At 50.4% G+C, this 23,049-nt stretch carries 21 protein-coding genes and 1 pseudogene; 5 read left to right on the forward strand and 17 right to left on the reverse strand.

What is annotated here, in order from left to right; translation table 11 throughout:
* Both O71_RS02795 and O71_RS02800 read left to right on the forward strand, forming a co-directional pair.
* Positions 1-1,549: ABC transporter ATP-binding protein (locus O71_RS02795; RefSeq protein WP_007653005.1), on the forward strand; the 1,549-nt coding region annotated here is incomplete at its 5' end.
* A 137-nt stretch (positions 1,550-1,686) separates the two neighbouring features.
* A complete protein-coding gene (locus tag O71_RS02800; protein ID WP_007653007.1) occupies positions 1,687-2,106 on the forward strand; it encodes a hypothetical protein in 420 nt (139 codons plus the stop codon).
* A gap of 152 nt (positions 2,107-2,258) precedes the next feature.
* On the opposite strand, the gene O71_RS02805 is transcribed toward O71_RS02800, so the two are convergent.
* The 8 genes from O71_RS02805 to O71_RS02835 form a co-directional block, all read right to left on the reverse strand.
* On the reverse strand, positions 2,259-2,870 hold the full coding sequence (locus O71_RS02805) for a TetR/AcrR family transcriptional regulator (protein ID WP_007653009.1): 612 nt from the start codon (positions 2,868-2,870) through the stop codon (positions 2,259-2,261).
* 84 nt (positions 2,871-2,954) lie between these two features.
* The gene (locus O71_RS26255; protein ID WP_255345331.1) at positions 2,955-3,089 is read right to left on the reverse strand and encodes a hypothetical protein; all 135 of its coding nucleotides are present in this window, start codon (positions 3,087-3,089) and stop codon (positions 2,955-2,957) included.
* A gap of 11 nt (positions 3,090-3,100) precedes the next feature.
* Positions 3,101-3,475: a GyrI-like domain-containing protein gene (locus O71_RS02810; protein ID WP_007653011.1), complete on the reverse strand. Its 375-nt coding sequence runs from the start codon at positions 3,473-3,475 to the stop codon at positions 3,101-3,103.
* Positions 3,472-5,241: an ABC transporter ATP-binding protein gene (locus O71_RS02815; protein WP_007653013.1), complete on the reverse strand. Its 1,770-nt coding sequence runs from the start codon at positions 5,239-5,241 to the stop codon at positions 3,472-3,474. The genes O71_RS02810 and O71_RS02815 overlap by 4 nt, the downstream gene beginning before the upstream one ends.
* 317 nt (positions 5,242-5,558) lie before the next feature.
* Complete coding sequence (locus tag O71_RS02820; protein WP_040573481.1) at positions 5,559-6,866, reverse strand: cystathionine gamma-synthase family protein; 1,308 nt, start codon at positions 6,864-6,866, stop codon at positions 5,559-5,561.
* A 1-nt stretch (position 6,867) separates the two neighbouring features.
* On the reverse strand, positions 6,868-7,635 hold the full coding sequence (gene truA / locus O71_RS02825; protein WP_007653016.1) for a tRNA pseudouridine(38-40) synthase TruA: 768 nt from the start codon (positions 7,633-7,635) through the stop codon (positions 6,868-6,870).
* A gap of 73 nt (positions 7,636-7,708) precedes the next feature.
* On the reverse strand, positions 7,709-8,248 hold the full coding sequence (locus O71_RS02830) for a GAF domain-containing protein (protein WP_007653017.1): 540 nt from the start codon (positions 8,246-8,248) through the stop codon (positions 7,709-7,711).
* A 175-nt stretch (positions 8,249-8,423) separates the two neighbouring features.
* Positions 8,424-9,623 (reverse strand): acetyl-CoA C-acyltransferase, encoded by a 1,200-nt coding sequence (locus O71_RS02835; RefSeq protein WP_007653018.1) that lies wholly within the window; start codon positions 9,621-9,623, stop codon positions 8,424-8,426.
* A 64-nt stretch (positions 9,624-9,687) separates the two neighbouring features.
* Here O71_RS02835 and O71_RS02840 point away from each other — a divergent pair, with 64 nt between their 5' ends.
* On the forward strand, positions 9,688-10,185 hold the full coding sequence (locus O71_RS02840) for a DUF4293 domain-containing protein (protein ID WP_007653019.1): 498 nt from the start codon (positions 9,688-9,690) through the stop codon (positions 10,183-10,185).
* 172 nt (positions 10,186-10,357) lie between these two features.
* Here O71_RS02840 and O71_RS02845 read toward each other — a convergent pair whose 3' ends face one another.
* From O71_RS02845 to O71_RS02855, 4 genes are all read right to left on the reverse strand, one after another.
* Positions 10,358-11,722 (reverse strand): PepSY domain-containing protein, encoded by a 1,365-nt coding sequence (locus tag O71_RS02845; RefSeq protein WP_007653020.1) that lies wholly within the window; start codon positions 11,720-11,722, stop codon positions 10,358-10,360.
* A gap of 76 nt (positions 11,723-11,798) precedes the next feature.
* Positions 11,799-12,449 carry a SusD/RagB family nutrient-binding outer membrane lipoprotein gene (locus O71_RS26260; RefSeq protein ID WP_369750862.1) on the reverse strand — a complete coding sequence of 217 codons (651 nt, stop codon included), beginning with the start codon at positions 12,447-12,449 and terminating at the stop codon, positions 11,799-11,801.
* On the reverse strand, positions 12,371-13,315 hold the full coding sequence (locus O71_RS26265) for a SusD/RagB family nutrient-binding outer membrane lipoprotein (protein WP_051017681.1): 945 nt from the start codon (positions 13,313-13,315) through the stop codon (positions 12,371-12,373). The genes O71_RS26260 and O71_RS26265 overlap by 79 nt, the downstream gene beginning before the upstream one ends.
* 27 nt (positions 13,316-13,342) lie before the next feature.
* Positions 13,343-16,354: a SusC/RagA family TonB-linked outer membrane protein gene (locus O71_RS02855; RefSeq protein WP_007653022.1), complete on the reverse strand. Its 3,012-nt coding sequence runs from the start codon at positions 16,352-16,354 to the stop codon at positions 13,343-13,345.
* 218 nt (positions 16,355-16,572) lie between these two features.
* Here O71_RS02855 and O71_RS21325 point away from each other — a divergent pair, with 218 nt between their 5' ends.
* Positions 16,573-17,565, forward strand: a complete 993-nt coding sequence (locus O71_RS21325; RefSeq protein ID WP_007653023.1) for an AraC family transcriptional regulator — start codon at positions 16,573-16,575, stop codon at positions 17,563-17,565.
* Between the two features lie 241 nt (positions 17,566-17,806).
* Here the strand turns inward: O71_RS21325 and O71_RS02865 are convergent, their stop codons facing one another.
* The 5 genes and pseudogenes from O71_RS02865 to O71_RS02885 all read right to left on the reverse strand — a co-directional run bounded on the left by O71_RS02865 (position 17,807) and on the right by O71_RS02885 (position 22,304).
* A complete protein-coding gene (locus O71_RS02865) occupies positions 17,807-18,541 on the reverse strand; it encodes a DUF4476 domain-containing protein (RefSeq protein ID WP_007653025.1) in 735 nt (244 codons plus the stop codon).
* Between the two features lie 156 nt (positions 18,542-18,697).
* Positions 18,698-19,393, reverse strand: a complete 696-nt coding sequence (locus O71_RS02870; protein WP_007653028.1) for a hypothetical protein — start codon at positions 19,391-19,393, stop codon at positions 18,698-18,700.
* Positions 19,394-19,403: 10 nt separating this feature from the next.
* On the reverse strand, positions 19,404-20,090 hold the full coding sequence (locus O71_RS02875) for an outer membrane beta-barrel protein (RefSeq protein ID WP_007653030.1): 687 nt from the start codon (positions 20,088-20,090) through the stop codon (positions 19,404-19,406).
* Between the two features lie 171 nt (positions 20,091-20,261).
* Complete coding sequence (locus tag O71_RS02880) at positions 20,262-20,966, reverse strand: outer membrane beta-barrel protein (protein ID WP_007653031.1); 705 nt, start codon at positions 20,964-20,966, stop codon at positions 20,262-20,264.
* A 151-nt stretch (positions 20,967-21,117) separates the two neighbouring features.
* A pseudogene (locus tag O71_RS02885) lies at positions 21,118-22,304 on the reverse strand (AIR synthase related protein).
* 222 nt (positions 22,305-22,526) lie between these two features.
* On the opposite strand from O71_RS02885, the gene O71_RS02890 reads away from it, so the two are divergent.
* Complete coding sequence (locus tag O71_RS02890) at positions 22,527-23,039, forward strand: hypothetical protein (protein WP_007653033.1); 513 nt, start codon at positions 22,527-22,529, stop codon at positions 23,037-23,039.
* Positions 23,040-23,049 lie beyond the last annotated feature (10 nt).

Raw genomic sequence — 23,049 nt, forward strand, 5'->3', positions numbered from 1 at the left:
CATCCTGGTGATGGCTTTGCTAAGGGGGCTTTTTCTGTTTTTTGTGCGGCAGACAATCATTGTGATGAGTCGCCTGATTGAGAACGACCTCAAAAACGAAATTTACGAGCACTACCAGAGCCTGCCCCTGAGTTTCTACCGCAAAAACAACACCGGCGACCTGATGTCGCGCATCTCCGAAGACGTGAGCCGGGTACGCATGTACCTCGGGCCGGCGATTATGTACGGCATCAACCTGGTCATCCTTTTCCTGATGGTGATTCCGTACATGCTGTCGGTAAACGTGAAGCTCACGCTCTATACCTTGATTCCGCTGCCTGTTCTGGCCATCAGCATTTATTATGTCAACAACATCATCGAGCGTAAGTCCGACGAGATACAGCGCAGCCTCTCAGGTATAACTACTTTTGTGCAGGAGGCTTTCTCAGGTATACGAGTGCTCAAATCCTTTGTGCGGGAGGACGACTCGCATAACAATTTCACCAAAGCCAGCAACAACTACAAAGATAAGTCCCTGGAACTGAACTTTGTAAACTCGCTTTTCTTCCCGCTGGTGCTGTTTTTGGTGGGTCTCAGTACGATCATTACAGTATACATCGGCGGTCAGGAAGTGATGAATGGCAGCATTACCACAGGTAACATTGCCGAGTTTATCATATACGTGAACATGCTCACCTGGCCTGTTACCTCCTTGGGCTGGACGGCCAGCCTGGTGCAGCGAGCCGCCGCATCGCAGGCTCGTATTAATGAGTTTCTGAATACGAAAAATGATATTGTGTCGCGCGAGAATATCCGGAAGCCGATCGAGGGCGATATCGTTTTTGAGAACGTTGACTTTGTATACCCTGATACCGGTATACATGCCCTGAAAAACGTGTCGTTTGACATCAAGCATGGCGAAACCCTCGCCGTAATCGGCAACACCGGCTCGGGCAAAAGCACGATCGCCAACCTCCTGCCGCGCATGTACGACGTAACGGGCGGCCGCATCCTGATCGACGGCATCGATGTGCGCGATTACAACCTGGAGAGCCTGCGCAGCCAGATCGGCTACGTGCCGCAGGACGTGTTCCTCTTCTCCGACTCCATCCGCAACAACATCGGCTTCGGTTTGCCGAGCATCACGGAGGAGCAGATGGTGCAGTCGGCTAAGGACGCCGATGTGTACGAAAACATCATGCGCTTCCCGGAGCAGTTTGACACCAAACTGGGTGAACGGGGAATTACCCTTTCGGGCGGTCAGAAGCAGCGTGTCTCGATAGCACGTGCGCTGGTGCGGGAGCCAAGTATCCTGATCCTCGACGACTCGCTTTCGGCTGTGGACACCAAAACGGAAAACGCCATCCTTAACAGCCTGCGTCGTATCATGGCTAACCGTACTTCGATTATCATTTCGCATCGGGTATCATCCGTAAAGCTCGCGGATAAGATTCTGGTACTGGAAGACGGGGAGATTGTGCAGCACGGTACACACGAAGAATTGATACAGCAACAGGGCTTGTATAAGGTGTTGTATGAGCGCCAACTACAAGCGGAGGACTCTCAGTAGCTTTAGACTATCAGCTCGGTTTGCAACTGAAAACCAATGCCTTACCGCACAATCGTCAATAACCTGGGGAATTTTTTGATACAGAAACTGTTATAGGTACGTATAGCAAGTTTATATGACCTCATAAATCTCTATCTATGGCTATTGACATACAGCAAATCGGTAAAAGGTTCCGTTTTTACACCAGCATCAAAGAACTCGAAATGCCACAGCTTCTCGAGATGACGGGCAGCAGCGAAGAGGTACTTTCGAACATCCTTTGTGGCAAAAACTACATGCTCGATGAACTAGTGGGCATTGTAAAGAACTTTCATGACCTGAACACGCAGTGGCTTATTTATGGTGAGGGCAGTATGTTCAAGCCCATGGACGAGAATGGCGCCTGCAAAGACAATCACAAAGGGTGCCTCAAAAAAGACAAAGCTGCCTACCTGAAACAAATGCAAAACATGCTCATCGAACTCGATGCAGCTGAAGTAGCCAAAGGTCATCACGCCGATGTGGACGCATTGAAGGCCAAGTTGGAAGAATACAAAGCCAATCACCCGCAGGAGTAGCCCCCACATTTCGGGGAAGCCGGCTACCCAAACCCACCACTCCTTCTCACGGAACTTTTAAGCCCTGACAGGGCTGCTACAACAATGCCCCAACCTAAGATACTTGCTTAAGTTGGGGCATTATTACTTTAATAGCTTTTATCTCCTGACTCTTATACCTTCACCCGTATACCTTCCAGAATCAGATTGACAGTGTACAGCACTTCCCGCTCTATCTTCTCAAAATCAATGGAGGGCAGGTTGTGAAACTGAGCCCGCTGGAATTCTTCAAACTGAATCAGGTCTTTGACCACCATGATAGAATAAGCGACCCGATCGGCTTCGCATTCTATGAAAGTACCGCTGGCTATACCTTCTTTGATGACCGTGGCGTAAAAGTTTGACTCTTTGGCCCGTGATTCCCTGAAAAGCTCCTGAAACATGGTGCGGGTCTCGATGAGCACCTTAATGGAGATGGTGTGTTGTGTTACGATCTCCTGATAATAACGCAACGAGGAGCGGATGTAGCGTAACAGGCGTTCACGCGGATCTTTTTCCTGTTCGGCTATTTTCTTGATACGGTACAGACTATCCTTCCACTCCTGCGAAAAAGCCTCGATGAAAAGGACTTCCTTGCTCTTGTAGTAGTAATAGAGTGTCGGTTTCTTGAGCCCGATGGCATGGGCAATATCGTCCAGCGTGGCTTTGCTGTATCCCAGCCTGCCAAACACTGACTTGGCTGCCTCTAGTATCAGCTCCTTTTTTGCCTCTGCCTTTTTGCCCAATTTGTTTTGCTGCTATCGTTCCACGGGGAAAGGCATAGCCACTCCCCTATCACCAAAGATATAGAGATAATCTATACTTGCAAGCTACTCCTTTACAGGGACCTCCACTATACCTTGGTGGTCCTCCGGAAACCACTCTACGTAGAAGGTCTCCAGTTCCAGACTCTTCTCTTCGGCGTAGTTAAAAATGGCTTCGTAGAGTTTGTTAGGTGAAAGCATGTAATGGGCGTTTACTTCACCGCGCAGGCACGGCGGCCACCCGGTACTACCCGCAGTTCGTAATCAGCTGGCAACTGTACCGAGCTGTCAGGTATAACCACTCCAATAAACGCATCCACACTATCAGCCCGACCTTCCGGGTTGTTGTAGTAGATGTTGCCCAGCATACCTTCCAGCTCTTTTTTGTCAAGTACCTCGGCAGCTCTCCTGAAAGCGTCATTGATTGCATTGTCGTTTACTGAGCCTTTGAAAGAACGGCCTGCCATGTAGAGCTGCTCCGAGCTAACTTCGGTCACTTGTGCTGAGCTGAAACCTCCTAAATAGGCGTAAAAAGCCCCCACAATAACGGCTAGCACCGCCATTACTAACAAGAATTTCTTGTTCATAGATCGATCATGTTTTTATACTGCATGTGGTAGAGTTGGGCATAGTAACCCTCGTGGCGCAGCAGTTCCTCGTGGTTCCCCATTTCTTTTATCTCGCCCCGGTCCATCACGATTATCTTGTCCGCCTTTTGGATAGTAGACAGGCGGTGAGCGATGACGATGGACGTACGCCCATGCATGAGCTGGTCGATGGCGTACTGAATCAGTTCTTCAGTTTCAGAGTCGACGCTGGAAGTGGCTTCGTCCAGAATGATAATCTCCGGATTATAGACCATGGCCCGTACAAAGGAAATGAGTTGGCGCTGGCCTACTGATAAGGTAGCCCCACGTTCCATTACCTGATAGTGCAGCCCACCCGGCAGTCGCTCAATGAACTTACGGGCGCCCACCAGATCGGCGGCGTGCCACATCTGCTCTTCGGTGATAGCTTTGTTACCCAGGCTGATATTGTCGGCGATGGTGCCTGAGAACAGGAATACATCCTGCAGCACCACGCCTATGTGATGGCGCAAGACATCCAGGTTATATTCTTTGATATCGTGCCCGTCAATCAGAATCTGGCCACTGTTGATCTCGTAGAAGCGGTTGAGCAAGTTGATAACCGACGTCTTTCCCGCACCCGTAGCACCTACAAAAGCTACTGATTCGCCCGCTTTCACATCCAATGAGATATTACGCAGTACCCAGTCCTCGTCCTTGTAGGCAAACCAAACGTCCTTGAAATTCACGTTACCCTTGATCTTCTCCGGTGCGTAGCTGCCATTATCCGGAATCATCTCTTTGCTGTCGAGCAGGCGCATGAGACGCTCGGTACTTACCACGCCAAGCTGCAGGGTATTGAAGCGGTCAGCAATCATGCGAATCGGCCGGAAGAACATCTGTATGTAGAGAATAAAGGCCATCAGCGTACCCAGCGACACATCATTGTCAATCACGCCGTGGGCACCGTACCACACCAGCAAACCAAGACCTGCCGCACCAATAATCTCCGCCACCGGGAAGTAAACCGAGTAGTAAAGCACAGAGCGTACGTTGGCACGGGTATGCTCCTTGTTGATCTCCTTGAACTTCTCCATCTCGCGCTTCTCGTTGTTGAAGATCTGCACGATGCTCATACCCGTGATGTGCTCCTGTACAAAAGAGTTGAGCCGCGCTACGGCCGTCCGCACATCCTGAAAGGTGTCTTTTATCTTCTCCTTGAAAATATAGGTACTCACGAGCATAATCGGGAACGTGGACAAACTGACTAATGCCAACTCCCAATCGATGTAGAACATGAAACCGAGAATGAAGACCAGCTGCAGGATATCGCCAATCATGGCTGCCAGGCCTTCACTGAAAACATCAGAGAGCGTTTCCACGTCGGACACGTTGCGGGTTACGAGCGTACCAATGGGTGTGCGGTCGAAGAACTTAAGTCGCAGGTTAAGGATGTGGCGGTAGAGTTGCACCCGGATGTCGCGCACGACATGCTGCCCCAGCCAACCCGCGAAATAGGTATGGAGGTACTGCACAATAGCGTGCCCTACTAAGAGCACGGCCAAAATCACAAACATCTTGTTCAGGCCCTCCCAGTCGTTCTGCAGAATCTCGTTGTCGACGGTATACTGGATCAGGAAAGGACGCACCGCAGCCAATATGGCCGAAGCGAAGGTCAGGAACACGATGAAGTAGAACGTCTTCAGGTAGGGCTTCACAAAGGTGAAGAGCCGCTTTATGACGTCCGCATCGAATACCTTGCCTGTATTTTGTGGTTTATCTTCCAAGTTTGTTTTTCTGTTTCTGTTATTTGAGGAGGATTTTTGGGATTTTCTCAAATACCGTATCCTACCACCCCTAACCTCTCCTTGTCGCACGGAAGCTATGGAATAAATCACATATCAGCCCGGTACACCAAACAACGCTCCCCTGTTCTCCAGCTATATCCCTACGAGTACTACATGCTAACCGCCTGCAAAGTTAATGGTTTTTGCATCAGGATTTTCGGGATTTATCAGGCACCATTGTCAAAACAACAATGACCTAAAAGGCATAAAAAAGCCCTCCCCTGTTTTCAGGGGAGGGCTTGGGTGGGGGCTTATACCTATACCTCCGCTTCCACAGGTATTGCTACTTTCTCGAGCGCCTGCGCAATGTCAGAGATAATATCCTCCGGGTGCTCCACACCTACTGAGATACGAATCATGCCCTCGCCAATACCCATTACGGCGCGGTCGGCCAGACAGATATCAGAGTGCGTCATGGAAGCAGGGTGCTCAGCCAGCGACTCAGTACCGCCGAGGCTCACAGCCAACTTGATCAGCTTCAGGTTGTTCAGGAACGTGAAAGCTTCTTTCTCGCCGCCTTTGATGTCGAACGAAATCATGGAACCCGCCGCTTTGCACTGCTTGTCATAAATGGCCTGTTGCTGCGGATTGTCCTTCAGGTAGCCCAGGAAGTAAATCTTATCTACTTTCGGGTGCTCTTGCAGGTATGAAGCTACTACTTCGGCGCCACGAGCCTGGCACTCCATGCGGATTTTCAGCGTCTCGAGGCTTCGCATCAGCATCCAGCCGGTCCACGGGCTAGCCATGGAACCCATGAACGTACGCATGCCTTTTACTTGCTTCATCAGGTCGGCAGGGCCGGCGCAGGCACCCGCGATCAGGTCGGAGTGGCCGCCGATGTATTTGGTGGCAGAGTATAACACGAGGTCGGCGCCGTGCTTAAGCGGATGCGAGAACACCGGGCCCAGGAATGTGTTGTCCACGGCAACGACCACTTTCTTGTCGGCAGTTGAGTGCTTCTTGGCCATAGCAGCACATGCCTCAATATCGACCAGGTGGTTGGTTGGGTTGGCTGGTGTTTCAATGTAAACCATCGCCAGTTTGTCGGCCATACCTGACTCCTCCAGCATTTGCTCTACCTCTTCAATCGGAGTGTTAGCACGGAAACCCATACTTTTCACGCCGAACTTCGGCAGAATGTTTTTGATGTAGTAATCAGAACCGCCGTATATAGGCTCGCTGTGCAAAATCAGGTCGCCCGGCTTGAGCAGGGCTAAAAGCGTGGTGCTGATGGCGGCCATGCCGCTGGCGAACACGGCAGCTTCTTCAGCGCCGTCCCAGAAGCGGAGGCGGTTTTCGAGTATTTCAAGGTCGGGGTTGTTGAGGCGGCTGTAGATCAGGCCAAGCTGCTCTTCGGCGTGCTTCTCACGCAGGCCATATGCTAGTTCAAAAAATGCCTTGCCCTCCTCCGCGTTCTTGAAAACGAAAGTAGACGTCTGATAAATCGGCGCCTTCACGGCCATTTCTGACCACTCTGGGTTGTACCCGTAGCTCATCATTAAACTTTCGGGGCGCAGGTGCTTGCCGTTTAGATGGGGACCGTTTTGGTCTTCTGGTAATTGCATGCTATAAAGGGTTTGTTTTGGGTGATGTCTTGAATATATGCTCCGGATACGTCACCTTGGCCAGGTATAGCCCCTCTGAGGGTGCTGCCCCGCTGGCCTTGCTGCGGTCCTGACCAGCCACGATACGCTCAAAATCCGTCACTGTAAGCTTGCCGCGACCTACATCCAGCAACGTGCCTACCACCAGCCGCACCATGCCCCGCAAGAAGCGGTTGGCCCGGATCGTGAAGACAAGCTCGTCGCCTTGCTGGCGCCACACGGCCTCGTAAATGTTACAGCGGTAGTGCTTAGTATCGCCTTTCACTTTGCTAAAGGTCGTAAAATCCTCGTAACGAAGCAAAACAGTGGCCGCTTCATTCATCTGCTCCACATCCACAGAACGCGGCAGGTAGGTGGCGTAGTATCGTGTAAATGGGTTCTTGGCTAAGGTGATGTGATAGTGATAAGTCCGTTCAAAAGCGTCGAAGCGGGCATGGGCCTCGTCGGTGACCAGGTATAGGTTCTTCGCTACAATATCATCGGGCAACAGGCGATTGAAGCGGTAGACCATGTGCTCAGGGTTCAGCTCCTGCGCCACATCAAAGTGCGCGAACTGCTGACTCGCATGCACGCCTGTGTCGGTGCGGCCACTGCCTGTCGTACTGATAGGCTGCCGCAGTACTTTGCTCAGGCAATCTTCGAGCACCTCCTGCACCGAAAGGGCGTTGGGCTGAGTCTGCCAGCCATGAAAACGGGTGCCGTCGTAGGCGATTTCTAAGAAGTAGCGCATACGACAAAGATAAAAAAATAAACCCGCAGGCCTTTGGAGGTCTGCGGGTTTAAAATGTTCGGAATAAATTAAATTAAGCTACAGGGTCTTCCACTACCTTTTTACGGAGGTAGCGCAGTTCTATTTCATCCATCACAATGGCCGCCAGCTGACTAAGCACTTTCTGGTCGGCTTCCGAAAACTCGCGCGGCTGTTTATCCACGATGCAAAGCGTACCCAGATTATACCCCTCGGCTGTCCTCAACGGAGCTCCCGCATAAAAGCGAAGACCGAAATTGCCTGTTACCAAGGGATTTGCCAACAAGCAAGGTTCATTTACGGCATCCGGAAATACAGTAGGACCATCGTTTAGAATGGCAAGTGAACATAAGCTGATGCCCCGACTCACATTCTCGACGCCTTCCATACCTACATTGGCTTTAAACCATACGCGCTCTGAGTCAACCAACGCAACGAGGGCAATGGGTACATTAAACATGCGGGCAGCCATCGCCGCTATGTGATTGAAAGCACCCTCTGGAGGTGTATTCAATATATCAAACTCTTGCAGCTTCTGTAATCTCTCCTCATCATTTTGAGGAATCAGGTTCACCCCAATAAAGGTGTTTTTCATAATTTTTCGGTCAGTGTCTAATCGCACGTCATGCGTGTAGATTACAACCTTTAATAGTGGTTAACCGTTCCAGCTGCTTTGCTTAATATGCGGGCTATCGGCTTACACAATTGTTAATTTGCTATACCTTACTAAGCACCAATAGATTAGCAAGGCTATCAGGTATATTGTTTTTTTAAAGCTTTTCGTAAATGATAGCCGCGCCCTGGCCTACGCCCACACACATCGTGGCCAAACCATAGCGCACGTTGTCGCGGCGCTTCATCTCGTGCAGCAAAGTAGCCGAGATACGAGTACCACTGGCCCCAAGCGGGTGACCGATGGCGATGGAGCCGCCGTTCACGTTCACGATGTCCGGATTGATGCCGAGCTCCTGCACGCAAGGTATAGCCTGTGCCGCAAAAGCCTCGTTTATCTCGGCTAAGCCGATGTCATTGATGGTGAGACCTGCACGTTTCAGAGCTTTCAGAGTAGCCGGCACAGGGCCCATGCCCATGTACGCCGGCTCCACGCCTGCCACGGCCGCCGACAAAATGCGTGCCATTGGTTTTAAGTTGAAGCGCTTCACGATTTCCTCACTCACGATAATGGAGGCTGCTGCGCCGTCATTTATACCAGAGGCATTTCCTGCCGTTACGGTGCCGCCTTTCTTGAAAGCCGCGCCCAGTGTGCCTAGTTTTTCAACAGAAGAAAGGCGTGGGTGCTCGTCGGTGTCGAAGATAATCGGGTCGCCTTTGCGCTGCGGTACAGGTATAGGTATGATCTCGTCTTTGAACTTGCCGGCTTCAGCTGCGGCCTTGTACTTAAGCTGCGAACTATGGGCAAACTCATCCTGTGCTTCACGTGAAACACCGTAGCGCTCGGCCACATTTTCGGCCGTTTCGCCCATGGTATGCGGATAGTGCATCGACGAAAGCGTGTTGTTCACAAAGCGCCAGCCAATCGTAGTGTCATAAATCTCAGGAGTTCGGGCAAAAGCAGTTTCAGCTTTGGCCATCACGAAAGGCGCACGCGTCATGCTCTCCACGCCGCCAGCCAGGTATACATCACCGTCGCCGCAGGTAATGGCCCGACCTGCATCGATAATAGACTGCAAACCTGAAGCACACAGTCGGTTAACCGTTACGCCGCCAATCTCGTGCGGTAGTCCGGCTAACAGAAGCGCCATGCGGGCCACGTTGCGGTTGTCTTCACCAGCTTGGTTGGCAGCCCCCAGTACCACGTCCTCAATCAGGCTCGGGTCTACCTGCGGATTGCGGGCCATTAATTCCTTCAGAATAAAGGCAGCCATATCATCGGGGCGCACGCTACTGAGTGCTCCGGTAAACTTGCCAACGGGTGTTCTGACTATATCAATTATATAAGCTGTGCTCATCAATTTTTGTTTTACAGGTCTTTGTCTAATTTTGCATCTCTTTGCAAGTTAAATTAACCCCTTTATGATACAAAGAATTCAAACCGTATTTCTGGCCCTGATCGTGATCGCGATGGTGTCTTTGTTGTTTTTGCCGCTCTGGTCCAAAGTTGATGCCGTGTCTGGTGAAGAAGTTGTACTGACTGCCTGGAACCTGTCTTTCCAGACTGTAAACGAGCAAGGTGAGGCCGTGCAAGCCGGTGCGCAAACAGGCACCAGCACAATTGCCATTGGAATATTGGCCATCATTGCCGCAGGTGTGGCGCTTTATGAGATCTTCCAGTACAAGAGCCGCATCACCCAGATGAAGTTCGGTCTGATCAATACATTGGTATTGGTGGCACTGTTCGGTACGTCGTTCTACTATGCCAACTACGTAGGGAATGTTATGGTTTCCGGAAACGAAGGTGCATACGAAGCGGGCTTCTATATGCCGGTGCTGGCGCTGCTGCTCAATGCCCTGGCTAACCGCTTCATTAAGAAAGACGAGGACCTGGTTCGCTCTGTAGACAGATTGCGCTAAGGTATAGCAACCCGTAATAAAAAAGGCTTCCCCTAACCGGAGAAGCCTTTTTTGTTTTAGTGTCACGCATGTCATTTCGAACGCAGTGAGAAACCTGGTGCATCCTTGTCAGAGGTAGCAGATTTCTCACTGCATTCGAAATGACAGAGAATTTGTTCCAAAGCTAACGTCATCAAGCAGTAGCTCTTTTCGCCACAGGTATAGAGCCCTTCTTCGACTTCTTGCGCAGTTTGTTGATCCAGATGATCGTGCCGGTTACCGGTAAACTGGTAGCGACAAGGCAAGCGATAAAGTATAGTATCTTCGAGAAGGTGCCGTACACATTGCCCACGTGCAGCGGCTTGATGGACGAAGTGATCTTTTCGTTAAAAGCTTTGTCAGCAAAGATATCCGCCTTCAGCACCTCACCGCTGTACTGGTCAAGCTGCAATCTGTCTGATGCCGCCGGAGCGAAGAAACCTACTTTGTTTTTGTTGATGGAAACAGTAGCGGCCGAGTCCGTTGACAGCGAAATGCGATAGTCGCCCTCGTAAGGCAGCACCTGATCGGCTGACTTTACATAGTCTGCAATGGTTAGTGTAGCGGTCTGCGATAGGTCAGCTGGCACTTTTGAAAAGAGCGGCTCTTCTTTGCGGTCTTTCTGTGGCGTAACGCCCAGCACTTTAAAGAAGCCCTCCTTATACCACTCAAAGGACCAGGTAAGGCCTGTGAGCGACATGATCAGCAGCAGGAACGAAGAGTAGAAACCAAGCGAGTTGTGCAGGTCGTGGTTGATGCGCTTCCAGTTGCCACTCCACTTGATCTTGAGGCCCTGTCTCCAGTTCTTCACTTTCTGCGGGAACCAGATTACAAGCCCACTTATGATGATCAGGGTGAAGATAACCGTTGCCCAGCCTACGATCGGACGACCAACTTCGGTGTCAAGCAACAACCAGCGGTGCAGGCGGAACATCGACATGAAAAACTCTGAGGCAGGTCCGTCAGTAGTGCCCAGTACTGCGCCGGTGTATGGATTTACCAGGTAGTTGGTGCCACGGTCGCGGCCACCACCGGGACCACCTTTGCCACCAGGACCACCGCCGGCAGGACCGCCTTTTGCCACAGCGCCTTCTGGTCCCTTCTTGCCTTCAGCAGCTTTTTCGCCACCGCCTTTTTCAGCACCTTTGCCTTCACCGCCACGTTTTTTACCATCTCCGCCTCGTCCCTCGCCTTCTTTCTGCTCGGCTTTCTTCACATTCAAGGTATAGCTGCGACTGGCATCGGCAGGTATGGTGATGGCACTTACCTGACCGCCTGTTTCGGCTGCTACTTTTGCCATGATCGTCTCAGCTGCCAGGGGTGTTGCGCCTTCCTCGACCTGCACGGTAAATTTATCGGGCTCCAGCATCTCCTGTATCTCGGTGCTGAAGGTATAGATCGTGCCGCTCAGGCAGACTACAAATAGAATAATACCGCTTGCTATACCCATCCACAGGTGGAGGTCGTTGAACAGGCTGCGCACTTTCTGCCAGGTTGACTTTTGCTGATTTTTTTTCATGATGAGAGATTAGCTAAAAACCTCCTCCGCTTCTTGAGCGAAGGAGGCATGGGAACTGATTATATTACTATCTATTTTACTTATTCCAAAATACTCTCGAGCGGAAAGGGTCTATCGCACCTTGCTTGGCCACTTCGTCACTGTTCGTGTATACCTCCGACTGGCGGTATGTCAGTCGTCGCGGCCTGAAATCCGGGTCGGCTGACGGACTTTGCAGCGATTGCGGCAACCTGCTCAGGTAGTTCAGTCTCCTGAAGTCGTTCCAGGCTTCGATGCTGCTGATGCTGTTCAGCGCCAACCACTTCTGTTCTATGATGCGCTCTATTTTATCAGGCGCTAAAGCAAAGTTAACAGATGGCTGCGCATTGTAAGCAGTAAATTCGGTGGCAGGCACCTGCATATACCTGAAAGACTCTTTGATGGCCTCTTCATAAAGCATCTGCGCACCGGTTAGCCAGCCTCTCTCGGCAGCTTCAGCCTGCAGGAACAAGCTCTCAAAGGAAGACAGCAGCACCGATGGCTGTTGAGCACTCTTCAGCAGTGCAGCCGGCTGGTTGCCGTTTTCGTTCGGACCTAGCAGGGCTGAGGTTTTGGCCATGGTGAAGTCGGCACTTGTTGCGCCCAGGGGTACGCCAACATAATCGCCTGCTACGCTGCGATAGAGTTTCGGCAGACGCGGGTCGTTGCGCTCTTTGTACTGCTGCACCAGGTAAGCCGTAGGGCGCAGGGTATTATAACCGGTGGTAAGCGCTCCGGCCTGGTTTCGGTAGTAGCGTCCCAGAAAGGGTTCTGCATACCTGCCGTGATCTGGTAGCCAGGGTTCACCATAGCACTTTCGCCAGCTCCCAGGAAACCACTTCCCTCCTGCTCTATCTTAGCCAGCTCGCTGTTGATGTAACTTTCTCTTCCAGCCTCAGACTGACGCAGAAGGGCTCTTAGCTTGATTGTATTGGCAAACTTCACCCAGAGTGCCAGGTTGCCTTTGAAGATCACGTCGTCGGTTACCGGCTTTTTAGACAAAGCCGTTGCTGCTTTTATATCCTGTATACCTGCTGTGATCAGGTTGATGGCGCCCTCGTATACCTGCTGCCCGTCTTCGTATTTAGGCGTTACGTTGGTGCTGCCCTGCAGTGCGTCCGAGAAAGGCACGTTATTATAGAGGTCTACCAGGCGCATGAAATGCCAGCCCTGCATGATCTTGGCTATACCTACATAGGCCAGGTCGCCGGTGGCCGCGGCACTGTTTTCGATGTCTTTGTAGTTCACCAGCGTAGTGTAGCTGTCCTCCCAGATAGGACGACCGTCGCGGTCAAACGACATGGCCTCTACACCATAGGTCTCTTCCAGTCTGAACAGCGATGTATTGACTGGGCCATCCGTGGCTTTAGCCCAGTAGCCTACCCACACCGCGCCCAACTGGTTCAGGGCACCTGTCTCCAGGTTCACGGTCTTCACAAGCGCATTAGGTAGTTTCTGCTCTACCGGCACATCGACCGGTGCGTTCGGGTTCACGTTCGTATCCAGGAAGCTGTCGCAGGCGGTAAATGCAGTGCCTGCCAATGCTATCAGGAGGAAGGATAATATTTTTTTCATATCTCTAAGTATAAAGAATGATGTTATTTAGAATGTCACATTTACATTGAAACCGAATGATCTGGCAGGAGGAAGATGTCTCCAGCTCATGTAGCCCTCGCTGCTTCCGCCAGCGTACACAAATTCCGGATCGTTGTAGATGTTGTCTTTTGCCCAGATAGAGAACAGGTTGCGCCCTACAAAACCGATGGTCGCTTCTTTGACCAGGTTCTGACCATCGAGCCAGCCGCTTGGCAAGGTATAGCTCAGGCTCAACTCTCGCATTTTGAAGAAATCCGCACTCACAGCATAGTTCGACTGCACCGTAGCATAGTGGTTCGCCCAGTAGTTGCGGTCGCCTTTGGTCTGGATCTCGGTGTTTGGAGTGAACACACCCGGAGAAGTCTCAATCACGGAGTTCGGGATCACGAAGGGCTCACGGCCATACTGCGTTGTCAACGGACTGGTACCGTCTGAGATCATGCGGGCTGCTGCCTCGGTGTATACCACGGCGCCCATGCGCCAGTCAAACTGCGCCCCCAGCTGCAGACCTTTGTATTGCAGGGTGGTGTTGAGGCCGATCTGGTAAGGCGGCGTACCGGTACCGCCATAGTATAGCTCTGAGCCACTTACCGGGTTGCCAGTGCTCGGGTCTACAATGATCCTGCCTTGCGGGTCGCGCTTGTAGTCTGTGAAGAGGTAGCTGTTGTAAGGCTTGCCCACGATCAGGTAGTTCTGGCGGAAGTGGAACAGCTGGTCAATGCCGCCGTAGATCTCCTCCACCTTGCTCTGGATGTGCGTCAGGTTAGCGCCCACATTCCATACGAGTTCACCCCGCTGGATCACATCCCCGTTCAGGTTGAGTTCGATGATCTTGTTGCTCGCTTTGAAGGCATTCACCCAGGCCGAAGTAAAGCCCGATCCGGCAGAGATATCAGCCAGAATGGTACCGTCTGTGGTCCTGGCATCTACATAGGCTGCCTCCAGGTTGAGACGGTTCTGGAAAAAGCTCAGCTGCGTACCTACTTCAAAGGAGGTCACAAATTCCGGCTTCAGGTTCGGGTTGGCATCAGAGGTGCCCAGGCTGAAGCCCGGCAGGTTTGCGTATGGGAAGCCGTTGGTTTGGCTGTACACGTTCTGCAGCTGGTAAGGGTCTACTACTACGTTGCCGGTCTTGTTATAAGAGGCGTATACCTTGCCGTAGGATAGCGTGCTGTTGTTTCGAAGCGGAGCGATCGCATCGCTGAACACAAATGAAGAACTCACACCCGGGTAGAAATAGCTGCGGTTTTCAGGGCTCAGCACGGACACGGCTTCCTGGCGACCAGTCAAGGTCAGGAACAGGTAGTTATTGTAGCCGGCGGTAAACTCCCCAAAGCCTGCCACTTGCCTTCTCTGGCTGATGCTGGACTTGCCACCAAGCTGCCCTAATCGATTGTCCTGGTTAAACAGGCCAGGCACTACCAGCGCCGAGGCGCTCAGGTTAACGGCTTTGCTATCATCGGTGCGTACGTTGTTGCCCAACAGCAAGCGGGTACTGAACTTGCCGAAGTCTTTGTGCATGTCAAGAATGAAATCGCTATTGATTCTTCTGAACGTCTGGGAAGCGTCGTTCACGCTGCCCGGTATGTTTGTGCGGCCCGGGGTGGTGTAAGTAAACTTGCCCACTGTGGTGCGGATGTCGTTGTTGCGGTTATAAAGGCCCAAACGGTAGATGGCGTTGATCCAGGGAGCAATCTCGTAGTTGAGCTCTATGTTACCGGTCAGGGTCTGCTGCTCATTCACTGTGCGCTGGTTGGCGGCATTGAAGAACGGATTAGGCTGGTTGGTGCTGAACCAGTAGTTCGGATTCACGAACAGGTTGTTTTCCCAGTCCTGCAGGTCGGCAAAAGGAAGGCTGGCCGGCAGACGGTATACCGTAGACCACGGCTCACTCTGTGTCACGTCGCTTTTGTTGAACACATAGTTTACATTGTAGCTGGTGCTCAGCTTGCCAAAGGAACGGGAGCCGTTGAAACGGGCGCCTGAGCGTCTATTCTTGTCTCCTTCAATGATGCCTTTAACCAGTACATCCTGCAGCGAGAAATAGTAAGTTGATTTGTCGTCGCCACCTGAGAAGGACAGGTCGTTTTGAGTGGTAATGCCGGTATTGAAAAAAGCCTTTCTGCCGTCGGGGTTAGCGCTGTAGGGCAGTTCCCACTGGCTACCATCTGGCAGCGCGGGCCCTACCGGGCGCATCTCTCCATCGAAACGAGGTCCCCAAGACTGGTACTGGAGCGGGTCGTATACCCCATTCAGCCCTTGCCCGAACTCTGTCTGCTGCTCCGGCAGGCGGGAGATCTTCTCAAAAGTGGTGGTATTGGAGAAATTTATGCGTTGTATGCCTGCCCGCCCCTTCTTGGTGGTGATCATCAATACACCATTCACCCCATCAGAACCGTAAACGGCTGCTGCGTTTGCACCCTTCAGCACGTTGATGCTCTCGATATCATTCGGATTCAGGCGGTTGATATCAGGTATAGGTACACCGTCTACAACATAAAGCGGTGCGTTATTGCCCGTGTGGGAGCGTATACCGCGTAGGTTTACCTGCACATCCGGGTCCACCTTGCTGTCAAACATGTTGATGCGCAAGCCCGACACCTTACTGGCCAAGCCAAGAATTGGGTTCACCACTTTGCCCTGGTTCAGCTCGGCTGTGTTGACTTGCGCACTGGCCGTACCCAGTTCACGGGCAGGTCGCTTTATTCCTAATGCGCCTGTTACTACCACTTCTGATAACTGGGTGTTACCAGACTGCAGCTGTACCTGCATAGAACCCGCGTCTCCATCTACAGGCAATTCGCGGGAAGCAAAGCCAATGTATGAGAACACAAGCACCTGCCCTTCAGCGGCCTTCAGTTTAAACTCGCCATCGCTATTCGTCGTCGTAGCTTGGTTTGTGTCTTTCACGCGTACTGTCACGCCTGGCAGCGCAGTGCCTGTGGTTTGTTCTACTACCTGCCCGAGTACCTGAAGCTCCTGGGCATTGGCTCCCATGGTGGTCACTAGCAAGAGCATACATAGCAGTAATTTTTTTAACATGTCTTATTGTGCTGAGGTTAACGTTTTGATACAGGCTCTGCGAAAGATCTCTTCCTTTCCTCCGGTTCAGCCGTAATATTTTGTTTTTTACTATTTAGAAATAGTCTAAATAAACTTAACTTGCGCAAAAGTATAACCTCCCGAGCACTTTCGCTTACAAGTGGGGGAATTCTTATATCATATAAGGGAAAATTATGGAGCAAGATTTAAGCACTTCCGGACCTGAGCACGCGGCTTACTATCATGCCCTATTTAGTGGTGCCGATGATACTCTGATAGAAAAGGAGCAGGCTTTCTCTAATAGAAGCTGTTGCGAAGGGAACGGCCAGCTTCGTGAATTTTACTTTGAGGATATCTATTTCGGCTACACCCAATGCGAGCTGAAAGGTATAAAGGTACTCACCTATCAAAACTGCCAGGACTTTGTACAGATGCACTTTTCGCTGCGCTGCCGCTGTGCCGTTACTTCCCTGAACGACAACAGGATCTTTGCCCGCTTTGATCATCAGCAGCACAACCTGCTTTACTTCGGTGACAGGTCTGTGCAGAAAAAGATAGCACCGGAAGAGGAGCTAGAGGTCATTATTATTAACCTCTCCAAAGTATTCCTGCTGCGTTACCTCAAAGACAGTTCACCTGCCGCACTTCAGCTGCGCGAATGCCTCACAGCCCTCAGCCCCGGAAAACTCTGCCAGACCAATCTCTCTATTACTCCCAGAGTAAGAACACTGCTTTATGAATTGATCAACTGCCCTTATGCTGGCCACTATAAACGCATGTTTTTAGAAGCGAAAGTTGTAGAACTCCTGATGCTGCAATTGGAGCAGTGTGATCAGGTGGGCACTACTCCGGTACAATTGAAAATGAAGGACGCGGATGTAGAAAAGATGTACCATGCCCGCGACATCCTGCTACAGAACCTGGAGAACCCACACTCGCTGGTAGAGCTGGCGCACTTGGTGGGCACTAACGAGTATTACCTCAAAAAGCACTTCAAGCAGGTGTTTGGCACTACTGTATTCGGTTACCTGAATGACTATAGAATGGAGCAGGCGAAGCAGCTGATCTTGCAAGGCGATCTTAAGATTGGGGATATTGCGACTATGCTGGGGTATAAATATGCTGCGCACTTCACATCGGCTTTCAAGAAGCACTTCGGTTATCTGCCACAGCAGCTCAAAAGCTAATCTGGCTTTGGCTATACCTGCCATTATGAAAACCCCTCTGAAAGCTTCGCTCGCAAACTCGCGTTTTCGTTTGTCCTCAAGTTAAGAATCTCTGCTATACATTCAGTAAGTGTGTCACTTGTTTTGCCCTAGCTGTACCTTAACAGAAAAAGAGCAGCGCAGGCATTGCCCACACTGCTCTCACAACACGCATAAACTTTAAACTCTCTAACTCTTAAAATCGCTAACTCCTAAACTTGCTTCACCTTCTCCGGCTGGTATACTCCTCCAGTTCCCGCACGTGGTGATCGAACTTGAAGATGTCGTAGATATAGTAGAAACGCTCTTTGTCGCACACATTATCATAGGCGAACTTAGCAAACTCCAGACGGGTGCTCTCAAACTCAAAAGCTAACAGCACATTGCGCAGGTCCTCTGACAGGATGCTGCCGTTACGCACGGCCTCGCGGGCGATGGTGAGGCGGGTGCTCTCGAAGTCACGGCCTTTCATGGCGTCAATGAGGCGGTCCACGTCGTATCGATCTAAGAGGTTGCGGCAGGCGTTGGCAGGCTCTTCGTAGCGTGGTGGTGCGGGCTCGTAACGTGGGGGCACGGGCTCATACCTGTCGGGGTAGCGCGGCGGCGGCACTACTACCACTGGCGGCGGACCCAAAGGTATTTCGCTGATCACGCGCAGACTCACCTTTCTACCGGATACCCGCACGGCATAATTCGTTTCGAAGCCAGCACGGGCCAGCACATTTATACCTGTCCTGTAAATGCCATGGCGGCCTCTGATCCGAAACTCCACATAATGGTTTCCGGGCCGCAGGTGCGTGATGCGCACAAAGTTAGAGGCCGAGCGGTTGATCAGGCGTCCATCCAGCGCCATCTGGAAAGGCTCGCCCCGGTGGGTGGTAAAAGTCACGACAGTGGGTTGTGCGAAAGCCGGCAGCGCCAACAGCACAAACAGAAGCGGAAGTAGAAGCTTTTTCATGGCAGTATAGGTTTTAGCTCATACTTCAGCCAAGCCAATTATTGTGCCAGTTTGTGGAACTAAAGTGGGGTAGGGTTTGTCTGCGGGGGATGCTTTGATTACAGGTATAGGTATAATAGTGCTATACCTGTGGTTTTTATTAGGAACCTGCCTCAGCTACAACTGATAGTTTACCCCAAAAGCAAATGATTTGAAAAGCCGGCGGCCCCAGGGAGAATAAGCGTCCCAGTCATAATCAAAGGAGTTGTCGCCAATCAGGTTTCTTTTAAACAAGAACAGCTCGGTGTAGCCGCTGAAGCGTTTGCTAATTTTGTAGTTGACTCCTAAACCGGCCATCAGGAAAATGTTTATACCTGTGTCCTGCTGGTGTTCTGTCGTTGGCACGCCATGCAGGATCTCAGTTACACTCCCATTTGTTCTCCCAAAGGCCGTTATGGCGGAAACTGTACCATAGAAAGGTATCCGGGTGTGGCGCCTGAATAAATCTACCTGTATGGTAACAGGCACCGCCAGCACACGGGTACGTGTATTTTCTCGAATCTGCAAGGTATCGTCGTCACGATGATTAAGCGACCAATACATCTCACTTTTACTGCCTCCATAAGCTATACCACTTTGCAGCCTTACCGTACTGCTCGCCTTATAACCCACATTCAGAAAAACAGGCGTGAAGTAGCCGGTCGAACCATACTGTACTGTAGGATTCTTGTAATAAATGTGGTAGGTGATGGTGGTTAAACCTATGCCTGCGTACAATTTGCTTTCGCGCACATTGGCTGTGTCCCCTTCACTGGCTACGGCCGGGAAGTAAAGGATCAGGTAGACCGCTAATAAAGTGAAGTGTGTTTTCATCAGGAGTTAATTATCTTTCCATACCAAGCTTATAGTTTACACCCATCTCAAATGACTTGGTAATACTCCTCAAGCCATACCCTTGGTCCCAATCATAATGTGAGGAGTTCATGCCAGACAGGTTCTTCTTGTAAAAGAAGTAAGACATATTCCCGTATAGCCTGTTGCTGATCTGGTAGTTAAAGCCCGCTCCCGCCATGGCGAACACATTAAGACCACCTTCTTTAGCAGTATGCGAATCGGTGCCATTTGCTCCGTTATGAGTCGTCTGCAGACTGGTGAAGCCATAGGCCGGCACAACCGAGACAGTACCATAGATCGGCAGTTTCTTGTAAAGGTTAAGAAAGGTATGGTACAAGGAAAGCGAGCTTACCAGGGCAACAGTTTTGGAGTTATGCTTGTACTCGACATCCTGTATTTGCTCCGTCAGCTTATCCCTATCGCCACCTAATCCGATACCAAACCTTAGGCTTGCTCTGTCAGAAAGTTGGTATCCACTATTTATAGAAATGGGGGTGAAATAACCTGACCGGACAGATCCTTGCGTTTTGCCTTCTTTGTAATAGATGTGGTAGGAGACTGTCTGCAGGTTAAGCCCTATCGTGAATTTTCCTTTCTCAATGTACGAAGGTTCTTGCTGCGCGAAAGCTGAAAAACAACACGACAAAGGCAATAGTAGGGTTAAGTATGTTTTCATATAGGTATAGCACAAGAATTGCATCCTTAATATATAACTATATTTTGAACGAATTATAACCATCTAAAATTTTATTATAAAATATCAGAAGATACGTCGAACGTTTCAACCCTCTAAAAATAAAGAACCACAGGCGCTATACCTGTGGTTCTTTATTTTTAGCAAGTGATGTTACTTCAGTTTATAGTTCAGCCCTATACCTACTGACATAGGCTTTAGATTATGCAAGGCCCCTCTACTATGGAGGTTCTTATAAAATAGCATGCCATCAACAAAACCATCAAGCCGAGAAGTCATTTTGTAATTTAATGTTAGCCCACCTGTTGCTACCACATTAAACGCGGATGCTTCTTCATTATAAAGCTCCAAAGAACTCCCCTCCCTACTCTCAGTAGCACTTGCTTTGATGTGACCAATAGTTGGAGCAAGGGTTGCATTGGCATAAAGTTGTAGCTTTCTGTAAGGATTAAAAGGTGTGAATTTTAAGGTAATGGGAACAACGATTGCTTTAATATCCTGTGTTTTATGCACATCGTAAATTTCATCGGCCGAAACATACCTTGTAGTATAATGTGATGATTCATTCGCACCATACCCTAAGCCAGCTTGTATGGTGGCTCTCTTGCTTAAAGTATATCCATAATGGATGGTTAAGAATGGCGTCACACCTGATATGGACTCATATTTTGGCTTTCCAATCAAATAATATCCAGTAGTACTCAAGCCTGCGCCTATAAAGGACTTAGATTCTGAGGTTTCAACATTTGACTCTTGGCCAAGTGCAGGAAGAACTAGCGTAAAAAAGAGGACAAATAAAGAGAGCAATTTGTTCAGAGGGCTGCACCACTGGAGAAAGGTGTAAATTTTTKGTTTCATAAGGAAGTTTCATTTGCATATAATAGAAACAATATATATATATATATATGMMAAATAAAAAAACCTCAGTACAATATTTCTAACATAGGATAAATACTTACACTACTTACCACAAACAAAAAACCACAGGCGCTATACCTGTGGTTTCTCTTTAAAGCTTATTCGGACGTCTAACCTCGTAGTAAAACTGTCCCTTATCACTCTTAATTGTCAGTTCATTGCGCTCACTGGCTTCTACACGGCCTACAATCTGCGCATCCACTCCAAATGATTTAGAAATGTCAATCAGGCTTTGGGCGTATTGCTCCGGCAGGTAGATCTCGAGGCGGTGCCCATGTTGAAGACCTTGTACATCTCTTTCCAGTCGGTGTGGCTTTGCTCCTGAATGATGCGGAACAATGGCGGTACCGGGAAGAGGTTGTCTTTGATGATGTGTACCTTGTCGGTGAAGTGCAGTACTTTAGTTTGGGCGCCGCCGCTGCAGTGCACCATGCCGTGTATGTGCGGACGGTGCTGCTCTAGTATAGCTTTCACGATAGGTGCATAGGTGCGCGTTGGCGAAAGCACCAGTTTGCCCACTTCCATACCTGTTTCCGGCTCCACATCGGTCAGGCGGTAGTTACCGGAGTACACCAGGTCTTTTGGTAGTTCGGGGTCGTAGCTCTCCGGGTAAGAGGCCGAAAGGTAAGAATGGAACACGTCGTGGCGTGCAGAGGTGAGGCCGTTGCTGCCCATTCCGCCATTGTACTCGTCTTCGTAAGTGGCCTGTCCATGGGAGGCAAAGCCCACGATCACGTCGCCGGACTGTATGTTATCGTTCGAGATCACTTCGTCGCGGCGCATGCGGGCCGTTACGGTGCTGTCCACGATAATGGTGCGCACCAGGTCACCCACGTCGGCTGTCTCGCCACCGGTGCTGTAAATGCCGATGCCGTTGTCGCGAAGCATCTGCAGTACTTCTTCGGTACCGTTGATGATGGCGCCGATCACCTCGCCAGGTATAAGATTCTTATTGCGGCCGATGGTAGAAGAGAGCAGGATGTTATCCGTAGCGCCCACGCACAGCAGATCGTCGGTGTTCATCACTACAGCGTCTTGCGCTATACCTTTCCATACGCTCAGGTCACCAGTCTCTTTCCAGTACATGTAGGCCAGCGACGACTTCGTACCTGCCCCGTCGGCGTGCATGATAGCACAGTACTCCGGGTCACCGGTGAGGATATCAGGGATGATCTTGCAGAATGCTTTCGGGAAAAGCCCTTTGTCGATGTTCTTGATGGCGTTGTGTACGTCTTCCTTTGAGGCGGACACGCCACGGCGGAGGTATCTATTTTCCATAGTGCTTGGTCTTACTTGCTCTACAAATTTAAGAAAGGCCTTTGTATATACGGCAAAAACAAGTCTTTAAAAAGGCAGAAGCGGCAAAATACTGGGGTGCGAAGCTCCCTTCTAATCTACACGCAATAGGTATTGGCTATCACCCAGGAGAAAAAACAGCGCCTATACCTTGCAACCATCTCAGAATATATTGGCTCCTCTATATAAACAAACTTAAAGCTCATGAAGAAGAAACTGTTGATTTTATGCTTCAGCCTGTGCCTTGCTGGTGCAGCACAGGCACAGGACTCGTTGCAGGTAAAGCCGCAGGTGTCGGCGCCTTACAAACTTGCAGTTGGTATGCGTTACGCAACCGGACCGCAAGGAGCTGATTTAGGCATCACGGCCAAATATTTTATTGGAAAACAGTCTGCCTTGGAAGCTTATTCCGATCTGAATCCTGAGTCTCGCTACTTTTTGGCCTCACTCAGCTATATCTGGCAGCCTAAACTCGCTACTTCAGACCGCGTACGGCCTTATGCAGGTGTAGGCGTTGGTTTGCTCAAAACCAATAACCCGTCGCCTGCCCACTTTGACGGGCCTGCCTCTTATACTAACCCCGTAGGCATTGCTTCTTTCGGATTTGAATATTCTTTAAAGAAAATCCCTTTTAGCCATTTCGCTCGACTACCGATCGACCTTTATGCGCTATGGCCGTGCAACGCCTCGCTATGTCGACCTCATCAGATCCAGTAATGCAGGTATA

Source organism: Pontibacter sp. BAB1700 (genome assembly GCF_000277005.1).
Taxonomy (GTDB): domain Bacteria; phylum Bacteroidota; class Bacteroidia; order Cytophagales; family Hymenobacteraceae; genus Pontibacter; species Pontibacter lucknowensis.